This is a genomic window from Bradyrhizobium sp. NAS96.2 (assembly GCF_001908235.1).
In the GTDB taxonomy this organism is placed as follows: domain Bacteria; phylum Pseudomonadota; class Alphaproteobacteria; order Rhizobiales; family Xanthobacteraceae; genus Bradyrhizobium.
On sequence record NZ_LGHK01000148.1, the window covers coordinates 1 to 17900 of the forward strand.

The 17900-nt window shown below is 63.9% G+C and carries 19 protein-coding genes and 1 pseudogene; 11 read left to right on the forward strand and 9 right to left on the reverse strand.

All coding sequences use genetic code 11. The features are described 5' to 3' along the window. On the forward strand, positions 1 to 182 hold a 182-nt coding region (locus AC628_RS44875; RefSeq protein ID WP_210190271.1), incomplete at its 5' end, for a hypothetical protein. A 78-nt stretch (positions 183 to 260) separates the two neighbouring features. Here AC628_RS44875 and AC628_RS28385 read toward each other — a convergent pair. Both AC628_RS28385 and AC628_RS28390 read right to left on the reverse strand, forming a co-directional pair. Further along, positions 261 to 1022: an SDR family oxidoreductase gene (locus tag AC628_RS28385; protein WP_074130082.1), complete on the reverse strand. Its 762-nt coding sequence runs from the start codon at positions 1020 to 1022 to the stop codon at positions 261 to 263. A 14-nt stretch (positions 1023 to 1036) separates the two neighbouring features. After that, positions 1037 to 1798 (reverse strand): proteasome-type protease, encoded by a 762-nt coding sequence (locus tag AC628_RS28390; protein ID WP_074130083.1) that lies wholly within the window; start codon positions 1796 to 1798, stop codon positions 1037 to 1039. Between the two features lie 301 nt (positions 1799 to 2099). Here AC628_RS28390 and AC628_RS28395 point away from each other — a divergent pair, with 301 nt between their 5' ends. Beyond that, on the forward strand, positions 2100 to 3710 hold the full coding sequence (locus AC628_RS28395) for an ABC transporter substrate-binding protein (protein WP_074130084.1): 1611 nt from the start codon (positions 2100 to 2102) through the stop codon (positions 3708 to 3710). A gap of 114 nt (positions 3711 to 3824) precedes the next feature. Here AC628_RS28395 and AC628_RS28400 read toward each other — a convergent pair whose 3' ends face one another. Together AC628_RS28400 and AC628_RS28405 are read right to left on the reverse strand one after the other, a co-directional pair. Further along, positions 3825 to 4118 carry a GYD domain-containing protein gene (locus tag AC628_RS28400; protein ID WP_074130111.1) on the reverse strand — a complete coding sequence of 98 codons (294 nt, stop codon included), beginning with the start codon at positions 4116 to 4118 and terminating at the stop codon, positions 3825 to 3827. 348 nt (positions 4119 to 4466) lie between these two features. Further along, positions 4467 to 4784 (reverse strand): hypothetical protein, encoded by a 318-nt coding sequence (locus AC628_RS28405; RefSeq protein WP_245321366.1) that lies wholly within the window; start codon positions 4782 to 4784, stop codon positions 4467 to 4469. A gap of 64 nt (positions 4785 to 4848) precedes the next feature. On the opposite strand from AC628_RS28405, the gene pdhA reads away from it, so the two are divergent. Genes pdhA through AC628_RS28420 form a run of 3 tightly spaced genes read left to right on the forward strand, consistent with a single transcriptional unit; the run spans position 4849 to position 8037 of the window. Beyond that, complete coding sequence (gene pdhA / locus AC628_RS28410; RefSeq protein ID WP_245321367.1) at positions 4849 to 5946, forward strand: pyruvate dehydrogenase (acetyl-transferring) E1 component subunit alpha; 1098 nt, start codon at positions 4849 to 4851, stop codon at positions 5944 to 5946. Then, entirely contained in the window at positions 5939 to 6919 is a 981-nt protein-coding gene (locus tag AC628_RS28415) for an alpha-ketoacid dehydrogenase subunit beta (RefSeq protein ID WP_074130085.1), read from the forward strand. Before pdhA ends, AC628_RS28415 begins: the two co-directional genes overlap by 8 nt. A 20-nt stretch (positions 6920 to 6939) precedes the next feature. Then, positions 6940 to 8037 carry a dihydrolipoamide acetyltransferase family protein gene (locus AC628_RS28420; RefSeq protein ID WP_074130086.1) on the forward strand — a complete coding sequence of 366 codons (1098 nt, stop codon included), beginning with the start codon at positions 6940 to 6942 and terminating at the stop codon, positions 8035 to 8037. A gap of 21 nt (positions 8038 to 8058) precedes the next feature. Here the strand turns inward: AC628_RS28420 and AC628_RS28425 are convergent. From AC628_RS28425 to AC628_RS28440, 4 genes and pseudogenes are all read right to left on the reverse strand, one after another. Beyond that, positions 8059 to 8457: pseudogene (locus AC628_RS28425) on the reverse strand (carboxymuconolactone decarboxylase family protein); the annotation flags it as partial. 171 nt (positions 8458 to 8628) lie between these two features. Beyond that, entirely contained in the window at positions 8629 to 9471 is an 843-nt protein-coding gene (locus AC628_RS28430; protein WP_074130087.1) for a transglutaminase family protein, read from the reverse strand. A 208-nt stretch (positions 9472 to 9679) separates the two neighbouring features. Further along, positions 9680 to 10624: an alpha-E domain-containing protein gene (locus AC628_RS28435; protein WP_074130088.1), complete on the reverse strand. Its 945-nt coding sequence runs from the start codon at positions 10622 to 10624 to the stop codon at positions 9680 to 9682. Positions 10625 to 10632: 8 nt separating this feature from the next. Further along, entirely contained in the window at positions 10633 to 12051 is a 1419-nt protein-coding gene (locus AC628_RS28440) for a circularly permuted type 2 ATP-grasp protein (RefSeq protein WP_074130089.1), read from the reverse strand. A gap of 237 nt (positions 12052 to 12288) precedes the next feature. Here AC628_RS28440 and AC628_RS28445 point away from each other — a divergent pair, with 237 nt between their 5' ends. The 3 genes from AC628_RS28445 to AC628_RS28455 all read left to right on the forward strand — a co-directional run bounded on the left by AC628_RS28445 (position 12289) and on the right by AC628_RS28455 (position 14312). Beyond that, positions 12289 to 13041, forward strand: a complete 753-nt coding sequence (locus AC628_RS28445; protein WP_074130090.1) for a competence/damage-inducible protein A — start codon at positions 12289 to 12291, stop codon at positions 13039 to 13041. 6 nt (positions 13042 to 13047) lie between these two features. After that, positions 13048 to 13575, forward strand: coding sequence for a xanthine phosphoribosyltransferase (gene gpt, locus AC628_RS28450; protein WP_074130091.1), 528 nt, complete (start codon positions 13048 to 13050; stop codon positions 13573 to 13575). Positions 13576 to 13688: 113 nt separating this feature from the next. Further along, entirely contained in the window at positions 13689 to 14312 is a 624-nt protein-coding gene (locus AC628_RS28455) for a hypothetical protein (RefSeq protein ID WP_074130092.1), read from the forward strand. 16 nt (positions 14313 to 14328) lie between these two features. Here the strand turns inward: AC628_RS28455 and AC628_RS28460 are convergent, their stop codons facing one another. Further along, positions 14329 to 15351, reverse strand: coding sequence for a methionine synthase (locus AC628_RS28460; protein WP_074130093.1), 1023 nt, complete (start codon positions 15349 to 15351; stop codon positions 14329 to 14331). A gap of 98 nt (positions 15352 to 15449) precedes the next feature. Between AC628_RS28460 and AC628_RS28465 the strand changes: the two genes are divergently transcribed. The 3 genes from AC628_RS28465 to AC628_RS28475 all read left to right on the forward strand — a co-directional run bounded on the left by AC628_RS28465 (position 15450) and on the right by AC628_RS28475 (position 17839). Further along, positions 15450 to 16154: a glutathione binding-like protein gene (locus AC628_RS28465; RefSeq protein WP_074130094.1), complete on the forward strand. Its 705-nt coding sequence runs from the start codon at positions 15450 to 15452 to the stop codon at positions 16152 to 16154. Between the two features lie 99 nt (positions 16155 to 16253). Further along, positions 16254 to 16865 (forward strand): 2-hydroxychromene-2-carboxylate isomerase, encoded by a 612-nt coding sequence (locus AC628_RS28470; protein WP_074130095.1) that lies wholly within the window; start codon positions 16254 to 16256, stop codon positions 16863 to 16865. Further along, a complete protein-coding gene (locus AC628_RS28475) occupies positions 16865 to 17839 on the forward strand; it encodes an NADPH:quinone oxidoreductase family protein (protein WP_074130096.1) in 975 nt (324 codons plus the stop codon). Before AC628_RS28470 ends, AC628_RS28475 begins: the two co-directional genes overlap by 1 nt. The last annotated feature ends 61 nt before the right edge of the window (positions 17840 to 17900 follow it).

Below are 17900 nucleotides of genomic sequence, written 5' to 3' on the forward strand. Positions count from 1 at the left end.
AGCCGTGGCATGATCAATCAGGGAAAGCCGTCCCCGCCTTCCGGCTCCCCTGCAAATCAGAAACGAAGGCGACAGATCACGAGCTACAAAAACACGACATCTTCACCCGCTACGGACAGTTGCCGTGTCGAACGCCGGCAGCCCGCCGGCTCCTTTGCATGGGGTTGTTTTTGATATTTTGATAGTGTGCCCCTGCAACGGCATGGCCGGCACAAGCCCGGCCATGCTGTCGTGATAGCTCTGCCGCAAGCGAGAGAAGATCAGCCCCGCCCCACGAACGGCATCTTGGTAGCCATCACCGTCATGAACAGCACGTTGGCGTCGAGCGGCAGACCGGCCATGTAGGCGACGGCGTCGCCGACCGCCTTCGCATCCATGCGCGGCTCGTGCTTGGTGGTGCCGTCCGGCTGCAGCACGCCGGGGCCGTTGACCATGCGGTCGGTCATGGGGGTCGCGGCATTGCCGATATCGACCTGGCCGACCGCGATGTCATACATGCGGCCGTCGAGGTTGGAGGCCTTGGTGAGGCCGGTGATGGCGTGCTTGGTCGAGGTGTAGGCCGCCGAGAACGGCCGCGGCGCATGCGCCGAGATCGAGCCGTTGTTGATGATGCGGCCGCCGCGCGGCGACTGGTCCTTCATGATGCGGAAGGCGTGCTGGGTGCACAGGAACGGCGCGGTGAGGTTGGTGTTGACCACGGCCTGCCACTGCTCGAGCGGCAGGTCCTCGAAATGCACCGGCGGCGCGCCCATGCCGGCATTGTTGAAGAGCACGTCGAGCCGGCCGTAGGTCGCCTTCACCTTGTCGAACAGCGCGGCGATCGCAGCCGGATTGGCCATGTCGGCGGTGATGCAGAGGCTCTTGCCGGCGGGGCCGAGCTTGGCGGTCTCTTCCAGCATCTCCAGGCGGCGCCCGACGAGCACCACGGTGTAGCCCTTGTCCATCAAAGCGAGCGATGCTGCGCGTCCGACGCCGGTGCCGGCGCCGGTCACGAGCGCGATCTTGCTGGTTGCCTCAGTCATCTCTCAGTTTCCTCTTACTTGGTTTTTGCTTCGGTTTCGTTCTTGTAGGGTGGGCGTGGAATGTTCTGGTGTGCGGCGCGCAGCGCCGCCGACCACCGCGAGCGCAGGTCGTGGAAATAGGGCTCGCCGGCCTCGATGCGATGGTTGAGGTCGGCCTCGCAGACGTCGGCGCGCACCACCAGCACGTCGATCGGCAGGCCGACGCCGAGGTTGGAGCGCATGGTCGAATCCATCGAGATCAGCCCGGTCTTCAGCGCCTCGTAGAGCTCGACGTCGAAATGCATGGCGCGGTCGAGCACCGGCTTGCCGTATTTGTGCTCGCCGATCTGCAGATAGGGTGTGTCGGTGGTGCACTCGATGAAATTGCCGGCGGTGTAGACCATGAACAGCCGCATCCGCGAGCCCTTGATCTGGCCGCCGAACAGGAACGAGACGTCGAAGGAGATATCCTCCGAACGCAGCGCTTCGCCCTCGGTGGCGTGCACCGAGCGGATGGCGCGGCCGATCCGCTGCGCCGCCTGGAACATGGTCGGCGCGTTCATCAGCGTCTCGAGCTCGCCGGTGTGCGGGTCTTCCATGCCCTCGGTCAGGGTCGACAGCACCGACTGGCTGATCGCCAGATTGCCGGCGCTGGCGATCGCCATGATGCGCTCGCCGGGCTTTTCGAAGATGTGCAGCTTGCGGAAGGTCGAGACGTTGTCTAGGCCGGCATTGGTGCGGGTATCGGCAATCATGACGAGGCCGTCGCGCACCAGAATTCCGCAGCAATAGGTCATTTCCAGTCCTCAAACGGTCCGAGTTTCTCGGCGCCAAACGTGTAGCCAATTTCGAGGTCGCATCCAACCCTAATTCCCCGTGACGGGACATGCGGCAGCCGGTCAAAAAAGGGGAGGGGCCCGATCGCGGAGATCGCCTGTCGGCATCTGTTCCCGCCATCGGCTGTCCGGACTTGTGGGCTCCGGTCCGCTCTGCGTTGCATGCATCCGGCAATGATCCGTGCCCCCTGTCATTGCGAGGCACCTGGCCTTGTGATCGACTGGCCGCAACCGACAACAACAAGAATTCCGGGAGGCGAGAATGTCGTTCAAACTGGCCGCATGCGTTGTGACTTTGGGCATCGCGGCGATGGCGGCGACCCCCGCATCGGCGCAGAAGAAGGGCGGCACGCTGCGGCTCTATCACAACGACAATCCGCCCTCGACCTCGCTGCTTGAGGAGTCCACCATCGCCTCGGTGATGCCGTTCGCGGCGGTCTTCAACAACCTCGTGGTGTTCGATCCGGCCAAGGTGCATGAAAGCATCGATACCGTGATCCCCGATCTCGCCGAGAGCTGGTCGTGGGACCCGACCAACACCAAGCTCACGTTCAAGCTGCATCACGGCGTGAAATGGCACGATGGCCAGCCGTTCACCGCCAAGGACGTGCAATGCACCTGGCGGATGCTGATCGGCAAGAGCGAGACCCAAGATTCCAAAACCCCGGACTTCAAGCGTAATCCGCGCAAGGTGTGGTACTCGAAGCTGAAAGATGTGAGCGTCAACGGTGACGATGAAGCGACCTTCGAACTGACAGAACCGCAGCCCGGCCTGCTGGCGCTGCTCGCCAGTGCCTTCTCGGTGGTCTATCCCTGCCATGTGCCGCAGCAGGTGATGCGCACCAAGCCTGTTGGCACCGGCCCGTTCAAGTTCGTCGAGTTCCGGCGCGGCGATTCCATTCGTCTGGTTCGCAATCCCGACTACTTCAAGAAGGATCGGCCGTATCTCGACGAGATCACGGTGCGGTCGATCGACAGCCGTGCCACGCGGATGCTGGCGTTCGCGACCGGCGACTATGACATCACCTTTCCGTCCGACGTCAGCATTCCCCTGATGAAGGACGTCGAGGCGCGAGCGCCGAACGCGATCTGCGAGATGACGTCGACCAATCTGCAGATCAATCTTTTGGTCAACCGGGTCAATCCGCCGTTCGACAATCCCGATATCCGCAAGGCGATGTCGCTGGCGCTGGACCGCAAGGCGTTCAACAGCATCCTGTTCGAGGGCAGCGGGCGGCTCGGCGGTGCCATGCAGGCCAAGCCGGAAGGCGAGTGGGGCATGCCGCCGGAGATCCTGTCGACGCTGATGGGATACGGCGCCGATACCGAGAAGAATCTCGCGGATGCGCAGGCGATCATGCAGAAGCTCGGCTACAGCGATGCCAAGCCGCTGTCGATCAAGATCCAGACCCGCAATTTGCCGACCTATCGCGACCCGGCCGTGATCCTCGCCGACCAGCTCAAGAAGATCTACATCGTCGCCGAGCTCGATATTTTGGATACGCCGCGCTGGTACTCGCGGCTGCAGCGCAAGGACTACACGATCGGCCTCAATGTCACCGGCGTCAGCGTCGATGATCCCGACGGCAATCTGGTCGAGAACTATTCCTGCAACTCCGAGCGCAACTACACCCAGTATTGCAACGCCGAGGTCGACAAGCTCCTCGCGGCGCAGTCGCGCGAGGTCGACAAGGACAAGCGCCGCAAGATCGTGTTCGACATCGAGCGCATCCTGGTCGACGATGCCGCGCGGCCGGTCATCCTGCACTCATCGGCCGGCAATTGCTGGCAGCCCTACGTGAAGAACTTTCATCCGCACGACAACAGCCAGTACAACAATCTGCGCTTCGAGGATGTCTGGCTGGATAAGTAACGCATATCACCCGCTGGCGACGGCATACGCCGTCGCCTTCGTGCGTTTCGCGTCTTCATTCATTCACGCGACCAAGAGCGGCCGCGTAGCGATCCATCGGGATATCCGAAGCCGCTACGGGAGCTCGGATATCAGCTTGGTCCACTCGGCCTCGGGCCACGCCCGCGAGGTGCAGGTCCGTATGTTTCCCATTGAGCTGAGGGCAAGCGCGAGCTTCGTGATGTTGTCGCCGAGTGGCGCTTCGGCGAGGAGAAGAATGTCATGCTCGCCGGAGGTGAGGTAGACCTCCTTGATTTCGACACCCAGCTTCTGGGCGAGTTCTCTCGCCGCTTTGCTGCGCTTGGGGGCTTCCCTGACATTACGAATTCCCTGGTCGGTCCAGTCGATCCTCAATATGAATGTCGCCATGTCGTCCTCCAAGGGTTATGCATTCCCTTGTCTGCCGCGTGCGCGGCAGGCCAACTTGCTTCACGTTGAAGTTGAGGGAGCGCCACATAAGGCAGGCGCTGCTATCAGACTGAGATGCCTGCCGACGGCCTGACCGCTGCCCGTTCCTTCAAACGGCGACGTCGGCCCGTCCCGTCTCAAAGGGCAGCTCGGTGTAGATTACGCCACGTCGCTTGTTCGAGAAAGAGGGCTCCCCACGTTGTGATCGGGAAAGCCGTGGCGAGGCTCGGCGATCCCTCGACATTCGCGTAAGCGAGGGCACTGCGTCGGGATCAGACGCTCTGCGCAAGGACTGCCATCTGGTACAAGTCAGGTGTGGGTGTAGTCACCAGGTTTCAATCCGAGCGCTTTGACAGCCGCTTCGGGAAGTGGCGCCCAAGCCTCGACCCTTTCATTCGGGGCCATCATTTTCGCAACAATTGCCGTGGCCTTTGCCGCGTCTCCTTCAGCCACGAAGAAGACCGAGCGAACAGGCGGGCCGCCGTCCAACGGCTCAGTTGTTACGAGGACAACCTGACCATTTGCCATGCTCTCATATACCGCTATTGCGGCGCTGATTCCACGGATACCGTCGATCGATCCGTGAGCCGCGCGCGCGCCAAGAGAGAAGCTGCCATGGTATTGCATCGTCGTGGCCCGAACACCAAATAGCTAGACGTGGGAGGCAGAACCGCTCCAGGAGTGAGCGCGCTTGGCCAGCAAAAGAGCAAACGAAGAGCTCCCCGTTATTGCGCGCTTTGAGGTGCGCCGCCGCAATTATCTCGCGCCCGACGGCTCGATCGACCGGCCGCTTCCCGCCTTCGCTGCAGATGCCCGACTGCTCGTCGAGCTTTACCGGTCGATGGTGCTCTTGCGCCTGTTTGACCGAAAGGCTGTTGCGTTGCAGCGCACCGGTCGACTTGGAACCTACGCCGTTTCGCTCGGCCAGGAGGCGGTGTCGGTCGGCATCGCGAGTGCGATGCGGGAAGATGACGTTCTGCTGCCCTCTTATCGCGACAATGGCGCGTTGCTCTGGCGTGGCGTCAAGCCGGAGGAGATCCTGCTGTTCTGGGGCGGCGATGAACGAGGCAATCACTTCTCCGGTCCGCGCCACGATTTCCCGTTCTGCGTTCCCGTCGGATCACAGGCACCGCACGCCGCCGGTGTTGCCTATGCCCTGAAGCTGCGCAAGGAGCCGCGCGTGGCCGTCTGCTTGTTCGGCGATGGCGCGACCTCGAAAGGCGACGTTTACGAGGCCATGAATTTCGCCGGCGTTCACAAATTGCCGCTCGTGTTCGTCGCCACCAACAATCAATGGGCCATATCGGTGCCGCTGCGGCTACAGACGGGGGCCGAGACGCTGGCGCAGAAGGCCATCGCCGCAGGGTTCAGCGGCGAGCAGGTGGACGGAAGTGACGTGGTGGCGATGCGTGCCGCCGCCGAGGAGGCCATTGCCGCAGCCCGCGATGGCAAGGGCCCTCACTTCATCGAAGCGGTGACCTACCGGCTCGGCGATCATACAACTTCCGATGATGCATCGCGCTATCGTTCGGCCGATGCAGTGCAGGCGCACTGGAAGGAAGAGCCGGTCGCACGGCTCAGGTCCTATCTCGTCGGCCGGAAGATGTGGACCAAGGCCGACGAGGAGCAGCTTGCCGCCGAGTGCCATGAGCGCATCGAGGCGGCGGTGGAGCGCTATCTAAAGACGCCGCCGCGCCGGGCGGAAACCATGTTCGACAACCTCTATGCCGAACTGCCCGAAGCGTATGCCGAGCAGCGCCGCGAACTCGCGGGAGAGGACGATGCCTGAAGTCACATTGGTCGAAGCCATCAATCTGGCTCTCGGCCGCGCCATGGCGGATGATCCTGATGTGGTCGTGCTCGGCGAGGATGTCGGCGTCAATGGCGGCGTCTTCCGCGCGACCGTCGGCTTGCAGGAGCGCTTTGGTCCGGAGCGCGTCCTCGATACACCGCTTGCCGAACTCCTGATCAGCGGACTTTGCGTCGGTATGGCCGCGCAGGGATTGAAGCCCGTCGGCGAAATCCAGTTCATGGGATTCATTTATCCCTGTCTCGATCAGCTGGTGAATCACGCATCACGGATGCGCAACCGTACCCAGGGACGGCTCACCTGTCCGATGGTCCTGCGCACGCCGCATGGTGCCGGCATTCGCGCGCCCGAGCACCATTCCGAAAGCACTGAGGCGATGCTCGCCCATATTCCGGGCTTGCGTGTCGTCATGCCTTCGTCGCCGGAGCGCGCCTATGGACTTCTCCTCGCCGCGATCCGCGATCCAGATCCGGTGGTGTTCCTGGAGCCGACGCGGTTGTACCGCGCGGCGAAAGGCGAGGTGGATGACAACGGCGAAGCCTTGCCGCTGGATCTCGCCTTCATCCTGAGGGAAGGTCGCGACGTCACGCTGATCAGCTGGGGCGCGATGCTGAAGGAAACGATGGCCGCGGCGGACGCGCTCGCCGATGAGGGCATCGCTGCCGAGGTTATCGACCTCGCCACGCTCAAGCCTTACGATGAAAACACCGTGCTCGGTTCGGTCGCAAAGACCGGGCGCTGCGTCATCGTGCACGAGGCCGCGCACACCGGTGGATTTGGCGGGGAGATCGCAGCCCTCATTGCCGAGCGCGGACTATCCTCGCTGCTCGCACCCGTGACCCGCGTTACCGGTTACGACACGGTCATTCCGATGGCCCGCCTCGAGCAACGCTACATGCCGTCGGTCGGACGCATCGTGACCGCAGCCCGAAAGGCGTGCCAGTACAACTGAACACCAACGGACCTCGTGCCATGCGCCAGTTCACGTTGCCGGACCTTGGTGAAGGTCTTGAAGAAGCAGAGATCGTCACCTGGTACGTCAACGAGGGCGATCACGTCGTGACCGATCAGCCGCTCGTTTCGGTCGAGACCGACAAGGCGGTGGTCGAGATACCGGCGCCGTCGAGCGGACGGATCGCGCGCTTGTTCGGTACCAAGGGCGATATCGTGAAGGTCGGCGCGCCGCTCGTGGAGTTTGCCGAGGACGCCGGGCAGGACACCGGCACGATCGTGGGCGAGCTCGGCGCCGGCGAGCAACGGCCGGCGGTAGCAACGGCTTCGGCGCCGAGCACGCAGGGAGCTCAGGTGTTTCCGGCAGTGCGCGCGCTCGCGCGCAAGCTTGACGTCGCACTCGATCTCGTCGAGGCGACGGGGCCCGGCGGCACCATCACGCGGGCCGATGTCGAGCGGGCGGCAAAGCGGATGGCTCCTGGCGGACCCGCCGAGCCGCTGCGCGGCTTGCGCCGCGCGATGGCCCAACGCATGGCGGCAGCGCACGCGGAAATCGTCCCGGCAACGGTCACCGATGAAGCTGATATCCAGGGGTGGCGGCAGGGCGAGGATGTGACGATCCGCCTGGCGCGGGCGATTGCCGCCGCCTGCAAGGCAGAGCCCGCACTCAATACCTGGTATCATTCCGGCGCGGGAGAACGGCGCTTGATCGAGCGCATCGATCTCGGCATCGCCGTCGACACCGGCGGCGGCCTGATCGTTCCCGTGCTGCGCAACGTCGCGGAGCGGAGCGTATCGGATCTGCGGGCTGGACTGGACCGTCTGCGAGCCGACGCAATCGCACGTGCGATACCCCCGGAAGAGCTGCGCGGTGCGACGATCACGCTGTCGAATTTCGGCATGATCGGAGGCCGGTTTGCCAATCTCATCATCGTGCCGCCGCAGACGGCGATCGTCGGTGCCGGGCGGATATCGGAGCGCGTGGTCGCGCATCAGGGGCAAGTTGCAGTGAGACGCACGCTGCCGCTATCGCTCACCTTCGACCATCGGGTGGTAACGGGCGGCGAAGCGGCCCGTTTCCTGGTTGCGCTCAAGTCCGACGTCGAGCGCATTTCGTGACATCACTGATTCGCGAGAGCGTCACGGCTCCTGCCTTTGTCCTGCCGGTGCATCGACGAGGAATGCCTCATCCACCGGCACGCCGAGCGCGGTAACCAGCCGGTTGGTCTCGGCCGCCATGCCGACGATTGCCAGCATCTCGTGATATTCGGCGTCGGTCATGCCCTTGGCGCGGGCGGCCGCGGTGTGGGAGTGAATGCAGTAGCTGCAGCCATGCGCCACAGAGACCGCGACGTAGAGCATTTCCTTGACCTTCGGATCGAGCGCACCCGGCGCCATCACCTCCTTGATGCTCTCCCAGGTCCGCCGCAGCGTCTTCGGATCATGCGCGAGCGCGCGCCAGAAATTGTTGATGAAGTCCGAATTTCGCGTCTTGCGGATGTCGTCGAAGACGGCGCGCGCCTCGGCCGAGAGTTCGTTGCTTTACGGTGGCCATGGTGTGTCCCGATGGTTCGGATGTGAGGTGACAGCGATCATCGCACCTTGGCCGTCATTGCGAGGAGCGAAGCGACGAAGCAATCCATGCCTCGGCACGCGGCCAGATGGATTGCTTCGCTGCGCTCGCAATGACGGGCGCCGAGAGAGTGCGGCCTATGACTGCGTCTGGCTCTGCCACTGCCCGGGGCGTCCGGCCTGGTCGACCTTGACAGCGACCGTCAGCGTCTCGTTGCCGCCGCCATAGCGGGTGCCGCGGACGGGAGCGGCGCCGAGATAATCAAGGCCGATCGCGACGCGGGCGTGGGCGTCGGTGGTGCAGATGCCGTTGGCGGCGTCGAAGCCGACCCAGCCGAGGTCAGGCACGAAGGCCTCGGCCCAGGCGTGGCCGGCCTGCTGGTTGACCATGCCGTCGGAGCGCAGGAAGTGGCCGGAGACGAACCGCGCCGGAACGCCGCCGGCGCGCGCGCAGGCGATCAGGATGTGCGCGTAGTCCTGGCAGACCCCGCGCTTCAGCGCGAACGCCTCGGAGGCCGAGGTGGCGCTGTTGGTCGGGTCCTCGTCGAAGGTCATGTGCTCGTAGATCTGCACCATCAGCGCGTGCAGGAAGCCGAGCACGTCGCTGCCGGCCTCCGCGCGCAGCTCGCGCACGATACTCGTCATCGCCGGGCTGAGGTCGGTCAGCGGCGTGGCACGCAGGAACAGGCTCGGCGGAAACCGCTCGTCGCTGCCCTTCAGCACCCCACCGGTGTCCTGGGTCTCGACCAGGCCCTCGCAATGGATGGTGAGGTCGCTGATCGAACCATGCGTCAGCACATGGGTGACGTTGCCGAAGGCATCCTCATGGGTATCGAGCCGGGAATCGGTCGAGACGTCGATCTGCCAATCCGCGACATACTGGCCGTCATGGCTGCCCGGCGTCATCCGCAGAATCTGGATCACGCCCGAGGCCGCCGGCTCGTAGCGATAGGTGGTGGTGTGGGCTATCCGCAGGCGCATGTGCGTTCCAGTAGGTCAGATCAGAGCTGGCCGCAACGGGATTTTACCTCTCCCATAGGGAGAGGTCGAATTGCGAAAGCAATTCGGGTGAGGGGGCAAGGTCCCTCGATAGACCGAATTCCCTCACCCGGATCGCAAAACGCGATCCGACCTCTCCCTTCGGGAGAGGTAAAGACAGTGCCCGCGGACGGCGCCGATTTCTTTTCCTCTAGATCAGATACTGCTTGGTGATGATCTCACCCAGCCTTGAGTTATCCGCGATGAATTCCTGGATGAACTCGTGCACGCCATGCTGGAAGATATCGTCCATATGGCTGTGCTCGAGCCGGTTCCTGATGCCGCGGGCGTGACGCTGCGACGCTCCCTGGCGGCCATAGGCGACGCCGATCTGGTCCAGATTGCGCACCAGATTGCTGTAGCAGCTGGCAAGCGAGCGCGGCAGCGTGTCGTTGAGGATGAGGAGGTCGGCGATCAGCCAGGGTTTCAGGGTTTCCCGGTAGACCCAGTGATAGGCGGTTGTCGCCGACACCGAGCGCAGGATCGAGGTCCACTGGTAGTAATCCAGCGGGCCGCCGACGTGCTCTTCCTCGGGCAGCAGCATGTGATACTTCACGTCGAGAATGCGGGCGGTGTTGTCGGCGCGCTCGAGGTGGACGCCGAGCCGCGAGAACCAGTAGGCGTCGTTGCGCAGCATCGTCCGGTAGGCCGAGCCGTCGAAGCGCAGCGAGGTCTCCTGCACGAAGCGCAGGAATTTCGCCAGCTCCTCGCGGTTGGCGGGCCCCTTGTTCCAGACCGCCTGCAGCTCGATCCATGCCGAGTTGATGGTGTCCCACATCTCCGAGGTCAGCGCTGTGCGCACCGAGCGCGAATTGAGCCGGGCCGCTTCGATGCAGTTCTTGATCGAGGAGGGGTTCTCCGACGAGAAGGAAAGGTACTCGACGACGTTTCGCTCGTTGGCTTCTTCGTAATGGTCATAGAAGGCCGCGCCGACCCCTGCGGTGAGCAGTGCGGAATCCCACTCATTGGTCTTGCCGATATAGGCCGCGGGCAGCGCGGTGACGCGGAGTGTGGCGTCGATCGTGCGCGCAAGATACTCGGCGCGTTCGACATAGCGGGCCAGCCAGAACAGGTTTTCAGCGGTGCGCGACAGCATGCTTTCAACTACTCGCTCAGTATCCAGGTGTCCTTGGTGCCGCCGCCCTGGCTCGAATTGACCACGAGCGAGCCTTCCTTCAACGCCACCCGTGTCAGTCCGCCGGGCACGATGGTGGTGTGGCTGGAGCCGGTCAGCACGAACGGGCGGAGGTCGACATGGCGCGGCGCCAGGCCCTTGTCGGTGCAGGTCGGGCAGGTCGACAGCGCCAGCGTCGGCTGGGCGATGAAGCCCTCCGGCTCGCGTTTCAGCTTGTCGCGGAACGCCTCGATCGTCGCCTTGGTGGCGGCGGGGCCAATCAGCATGCCGTAGCCGCCCGAGCCGTGCACCTCCTTGACGACGAGGTCGGCGAGGTTGTCGAGTACGTAGGACAGATCCTGTGGTTCGCGGCAGCGCCAGGTCTGCACGTTCTTCAGGATCGGCTCCTCGCTGAGGTAGAACTTCACGATGTCAGGCATGTAGGAGTAGATCGCCTTGTCGTCGGCGATGCCGGTGCCGACCGCGTTGGCGAGCGTGATGTTGCCGGCCGCATAGGCCGACATCAGGCCGGGGACGCCGAGCGCGGAATCCGGACGGAAGGTGAGGGGATCGAGGAAGTCGTCGTCGACGCGGCGATAGATCACGTCGACCCGCTTCAGCCCCTCGGTGGTGCGCATGAACACCTCGTCGTTCTTGACGATGAGGTCGCGCCCCTCCACCAGCTCGATGCCGAGCTTGTCGGCGAGGAACGAGTGCTCGTAATAGGCCGAGTTGTAGACGCCGGGCGTCATCAGCGCGACCGTCGGCTCGGCGGAAGCGTTGTGCGGCGCCACCGACCGCAGCGCCGACAACAGTTCGTCCGGATAGCGTTCGACCGGCGCGACGCGGTGACGCGAAAACAGGTCCGGAAACAGCCGCATCATGATCTCGCGGTTTTCCAGCATGTAGGAAACGCCGGAGGGCGTGCGCGCATTGTCCTCCAGCACGATGAAATTGTCCGGATCGGTGCGGATGATGTCGATGCCGGCGATGTGGACGTAGATGTCGTGCGGCACGTCCTGGCCGTTCATCTCCGGCCGGAACACCGGGTTCTGGAAGATCAGGTCTTCGGGGATGACGTTGGCGCGCAGGATGTCGCGGCCGTGATAGATGTCCTTGAGGAACATGTTGAGCGCGAGCACGCGCTGCTTCAGGCCCTTCTCCAGCAGCGTCCACTCGGTCGCGGACATGATGCGGGGGATGACGTCGAACGGGATCAGCCGCTCCTGGGCTTCGGAATCGCCGTAGACCGCGAAGGTGATGCCGATCCGGCGGAACAAGAGCTCCGCTTCCTGGCGCCGATATTCGAGCGCATCCGGCGGCGTCTCTTTGAGCCAGCGGGAGAGCTCCTGGTAGGCCGGGCGAAGGTCCTCGCCGAGGCCGTTCATCTCATCGAACGCGATTGCCATATATCCCGACTGCCCTCCCAAGCCATGTGACACAGTGCATGACTTGATGGGATGGTAGCAAGGGGCGGGCCAGCGCGATATGCATTGGCGTGCGGCATTTGCTAGGGATAGCCAGGAAGGCCTGCCCGAAAAACCGGCTGAGGTCTGCTTAATTCGGCGGCAAAACCCCGTGACATCAAGGCATTGGATCGGCAATGTCAGGGGATCAAGTTAGGGCAAGTGTTAGGGAATGAGACCATGAGCGAGATCGTCACGGCGGGGATATTGGTGATCGGCGACGAGATCCTGTCCGGCCGGACCAAGGACAAGAATATCGGCTTCATCGCCGAATACCTGACCAATATCGGCATCGACCTGAAGGAGGTCCGCGTCGTCGCCGACGACGAGGCCGACATCGTCGCCGCCCTTGATGCGCTGCGGCATAGGTACACCTACGTGTTCACGACAGGCGGCATCGGGCCGACCCATGACGACATCACCGCCGACAGTGTGGCCAAGGCGTTCGGGGTCGATATTCACCATCACCCTGACGTGGTGGCGCGGTTCAGGGAGCGCTGGAGCGAGCAGGACCTCAACGAGGCGCGGCTGCGGATGGCCCGGGTGCCGGATGGTGCCGAACTGATCCAGAGCGCGACCATCCTGGCGCCGGGCTTCAAGCTCGGCAATGTCATCGTGATGGCCGGCATCCCCACCATCATGCAGGCAATGATGGACATCGTGGCGCCGACGCTGAAGTCGGGCGTGCGGATGCTGTCCGACTCGGTGCGCGCCGACGCGCGGGAGGGCGACATCGGCGGCCCGCTGCGGGCGATCGCGGAAGCCAACCCCGACACCATCATCGGCAGCTATCCGTTCCAGGACGAGAACCAGAAGCCGAACACCAATCTGGTGGTCCGCTCACGCGATCCGGAGAAGCTTGCCGCCGCGATGGCCGCAGTAAAAGAGATGTTGAAGCAGGTACAGGCCGCGCAGAAGAAGCCGGCGGGTTGAGACGATATGGTCGAGAAAAATTCTGAACCGAATGCGCAGGATCGGGCCGGCAGGCCGTTCCCGGTCTCGTGGGATCAATTCCACCGGGATTGCCGGGCGTTGACCTGGCGGCTCAATGAAGTCGGCCCGTTCCATGCGGTGATCGCGATCACCCGCGGCGGGCTGGTGCCGGCGGCGATCGTGGCGCGCGAGCTCGGCTTGCGGGTCATCGATACCGTCTGCATCGCCAGCTACGACCATGACAAGCAGGGCGACCTGAAGGTGCTCAAGGGCATTTCGGAGCAGACCGCCAAGCTCGGCGGCGGCACCGGCAAAGGACTCTTGATCGTCGACGACCTCGTCGACACCGGCAAGACTGGCAAGATGGTGCGCGAGATGCTGCCCGACGCGCATTTCGCAACGGTCTACGCCAAGCCCAAGGGACGGCCGCTGGTCGACACCTACATCACCGAGGTGTCGCAGGACACCTGGATCTTCTTTCCGTGGGACACCGCGCTGTCGTTCCAGCCGCCGATCCGCGACGGGGCTGCGTGAGGTAGCCGTCATTGCGAGCGCAGCGAAGCAATCCATGCCTCCCCATATGCGGTACGATGGATTGCTTCGTCGCTTACGCTCCTCGCAATGACGATCGTGGTTAGATCTGTGCCATGCCCCTGCAAAACCGCGTCACTCCCACCGGCGACATCATTGCTACCGACCATCGCGGCACCTTCACCGGCAATCGCGGCATCATCCACGATCCCGCGACGCGGACGCTGCTCAACAAGCGCTGGTCGTCGCCGGCATGGCTCACCTGCGTCTGCGAGTTCAGGGGGCGGCGGCGCGAGGTGATGCGCCGGCAGAGCTGGACCGAGCTGTTCTTCCTTGACGAAGCCACCGCGTTCGCGGCCGGGCACCGGCCCTGCTTCTACTGCCGCCGCGACGACGCCAACCGGTTTCGCGCCGCCTGGGAGCAAGGCAACGGCACGAGAGATCTCAGCGCCAAGGCGATGGATGCGGTGCTGCATGCCGAGCGGCTCGACCGCGGCAAGAAGCGGCTGCATCCGCCGCCGCTGCTTTTGAGCGAATTGCCCGACGGGACAATGCTGCAGGCGGGAGGGGCGAGCTACCTCGTCGCTAACGGCAAAACGTTGCGCTGGTCGTTCGCCGGCTACGACCGGGTTGATGCGACTGCGCCCGCGATGCTGCTGACGCCGCCGTCGACGGTCCGCGCGTTTCAATCCGGCTATCGGCCGGTACTGCATCCGAGCGCGGCGGCCGCGCTCGGCTGATCCGCCGGCGCTGCGCTTACGCCAGCCGCTGCCGCGCCAGTTTTGCACCATCCCCGAGCGCGATCAGCTTGGCTTCGGCGATGTCGCGCCGCATCGGCGCCATGCCGCAATTGGTGGTCGCGATGATATTGCCCTTCGGCACGTGCTTTGCGACCGCCTCGATCACCTTGACGACATCTTCCGCAGTCTCGACCTCGTCGCTGGCGACGTCGATCACGCCGGCCTGTACGATCTTGCCGGGCAGTGCGGCGAGCAGCTCGATCGGCACTTTCGAGTTGCGGCACTCGATCGCGACCTGCTGGATCGTGCTCTTGTCGATGACCGGGAAGGTCTCTTCATATTGCCGCCACTCGCCGCCGAGCGTCTCTTTCCAGTCGGTGTTGGCCTTGATGCCGTAGCCGTAGCAGATGTGCACGGCGGTGGCGCAGGTGAGACCCTCGGCGGCGCGCTCCAGCGCCTTGATGCCCCAGTCGCGCACCTGGTCCATGTAGACGTTGAAGGCAGGCTCGTCGAACTGGATCATGTCGACGCCGTCGGCCTGCAACGCCTTCGCCTCCTGGTTCAACAGCTCCGCGAAAGCGAACGCCATCTTGACGCGGTCGCCGTAATATTGGTCGGCGATGGTATCGATGATCGTCATCGGACCGGGCAGGGTGAATTTCAGTTTGTTTTTGGTGTGGGCCCGCGCGGCCCGCGCCTCGCCCTCGTGGACGCGTCCCTTGAGCTGCAGCGGCGCGACCACCTGCGGCACCATCGCCTTATAGCGATCCTTGCGGATGCCCATCTCGACCTTGTGGGCGAAGTCGATGCCCTCGATCCGCTCCAGGAAACCGTGCACGAAATGCTGGCGCGCCTGTTCGCCCTCGGTGACGATGTCGACGCCGGCATCCTCCTGCAGCTTGACCGCAAGCACCGTGGCATCGCGCTTGGCGCGGGCGAGCTCGGCGCCTTCGGATTTCCAGGGTGCCCACAGCATGTTCGGCTCGGCGAGCCATTCCGGCTTCGGCAGGGAGCCTGCGATCGTGGTTGGAAACAGCATGGGTGCCTCCCGATGGGTTCCGATTGAGCGCCTGTGTGCCATGTCCTAGAGTGGACGTACAGAACAACAAAAGTCTTTGTGATGGGGAATAGACGCCGATGATCGACCTGCACTACGCGCCGACGCCGAATGGCTGGAAGATCTCGATCATGCTGGAGGAACTGGGGCTGCCGTACACGGTGATCCCGGTGAACATCCGCGCCGGCGAGCAATTTAGGCCCGAATTCCTGGCGATCAGCCCGAACAACCGGATTCCCGCGATCGTCGACCATGCGCCCGCGGACGGCGGCGGGCCGTTCTCGGTGTTCGAGACCGGCGCGATCCTGATCTATCTCGCCGACAAGGCCGGCCGCTTCCTGTCCAGGGAGCTGCGTGCGCGGTCGAACGTCATCCAATGGGTGATGTGGCAGATGGGCGGCCTCGGGCCGATGCTCGGCCAGCACGGCCATTTCGCGCTCTATGCCGCCGAGAAAATTCCCTACGCGATCGAGCGCTACCGCGACGAGACGGCGCGGCTCTATGGCGTGCTCGACCGCCGGCTCGGCAAGACCGGCGCCTATATCGCAGGCCCCGACTATTCGATCGCCGACATCGCCTGCTTCCCCTGGACCATGACCCACAAGGCGCAGGGCTTCACCCTCGACGACTACCCGAACATCAAGCGCTGGTACGCGACCGTGCGCGCTCGCCCGCAGGTGCAAGCGGGGCTTGCGATCGGAAAGTTCGTCAAGGAGGCGTTCGACGAGGAATCACGCAAGAACATGTTCGGCCAGCGTGCGAAGGAGCTGGTCGACAAAAAATAGTGTCCGTTATTCCGCGGCGCGACACAGTCGCGAGCTCTCCGCCTTGCGGCGCATCCCGGAATGACGAGAATGAGCGTGGAAAAGACAAAGGGAAACGCCATGATCGAATTCTTCTTCGACTGTTCCAGTCCGTGGACCTACCTCGCCTGGCACAACATCCAGCCGCTGGCGAAGGAGTTCGGCGCCGAGATCACCTGGCGGCCGATCCTGGTCGGCGGCATCTTCAACACCGTCAATCCGTCTGTTTACGCGCAGCGCGAGAAGCCGGTGCCGTTGAAGGCGCGCTACATGAAGAAAGATCTTGCCGACTGGGCGCGCTCGGCCGGCCTTGCCATCAAGATGCCGCCGACCGTATTCCCGGTGAACAGCGTCAAGGCGATGCGCGGCTGCATCTGGCTCGGCAACGAAAAGATGGTGCCGTTCGCGCGCGCGGTGTTCGAGGCCTATTGGGGCGACGACAAGGACATCTCGCAGGATGCGGTGCTGACCGAGATTTGTACCAAGCTCGGGATTGATCCGGCAAAATTCCTTGCCGGCATCGGCGACCAGGCGATCAAGGATCAGCTCAAGGCCAACACCGAGGAGGTGATGGCGCGCGGCGGCTTCGGTTCGCCGACGATCTATCTCGACAAGACTGACATGTATTTCGGCAACGACCGCCTGCCGCTGATCCGTGAGGCGCTGGCCCGTCTCAAGGCACGGGCCGCCTGATGCCGAAAGCCGTTGTCTGCCGCGAGCTCGGCCCGCCCGAGCGTCTTCAGCTCGAGAGTTTTGCCTCGGTGCCTTTGCAGCCGGGGCAGGTGCGTGTTGCGATCCGTGCCGCCGGGATCAACTTCCCCGACATCCTGATGGCCGCCGGCGAGTACCAGCTCAAGCCGCCGCTGCCGTTCACGCCGGGCTCGGAGGCCGCCGGCGATGTCGTCGAGGTCAATAACGCTGCCGGTGTCGCCGTCGGCGACAAGGTGATCGTCAAGATGCGCTTCGGCGCCTATTGCGACGAGACGGTTGCTGTGCCGTCGCAGCTCGTGCCGGTGCCGTCGACTTTCGACTATGCGGAAGGCGCGACCTTCCTTGCCGCGCACGGCACGGCGTATCACGCGCTGATCGACCGCGGGCAGATCAAGCCGGGCGAGGTGCTGCTGGTGCATGGCGCCGGCGGCGGCGTCGGGCTTGCCGCGGTCGAGATCGGCAAGCTGCTCGGCGCCACCGTGATCGCGGCAGCGTCATCGGAGGAGAAGCTTGCGATTGCGAAAGAACGTGGCGCGGATCATCTCGTGCTCTATGAGCGCGAGTCGTTCCGTGATGCGGTCAAGCGCCTCACCGACGGTCGCGGTGCGGATGTCGTGTTCGATCCCGTCGGCGGCGAGGTGTTCGAGAACTCGATGCGCTGCATCAACTGGGGCGCGCGGATTCTCGTCGTCGGCTTCACCGGCGGTATCGGTCTCGCCCGGACCAATCTGTTGATGATCAAGGGCGCGAGCGTGCTCGGCGTCCGTGCCGGTGAGGCGGTGCGCAAGGATCCCGCGCTCGGCGAGGTCAGGTTCAAGGCGCTGAGCGAATGGGCCGAGGCCGGCCGGGTGCGGCCGAATATCTCGCACCGGCTGCCGCTGGAGGATTTTGCGAATGCGATGCGCCTCTTGATCGAGCGCAAGGCGATCGGGCGTGTGGCGCTGATCACTCGGTAGAACTACGCCCTTTGCACTCGTTGTGCACAGCGTCTGCCCAAAATTTCGGCGGCGCTGCCGT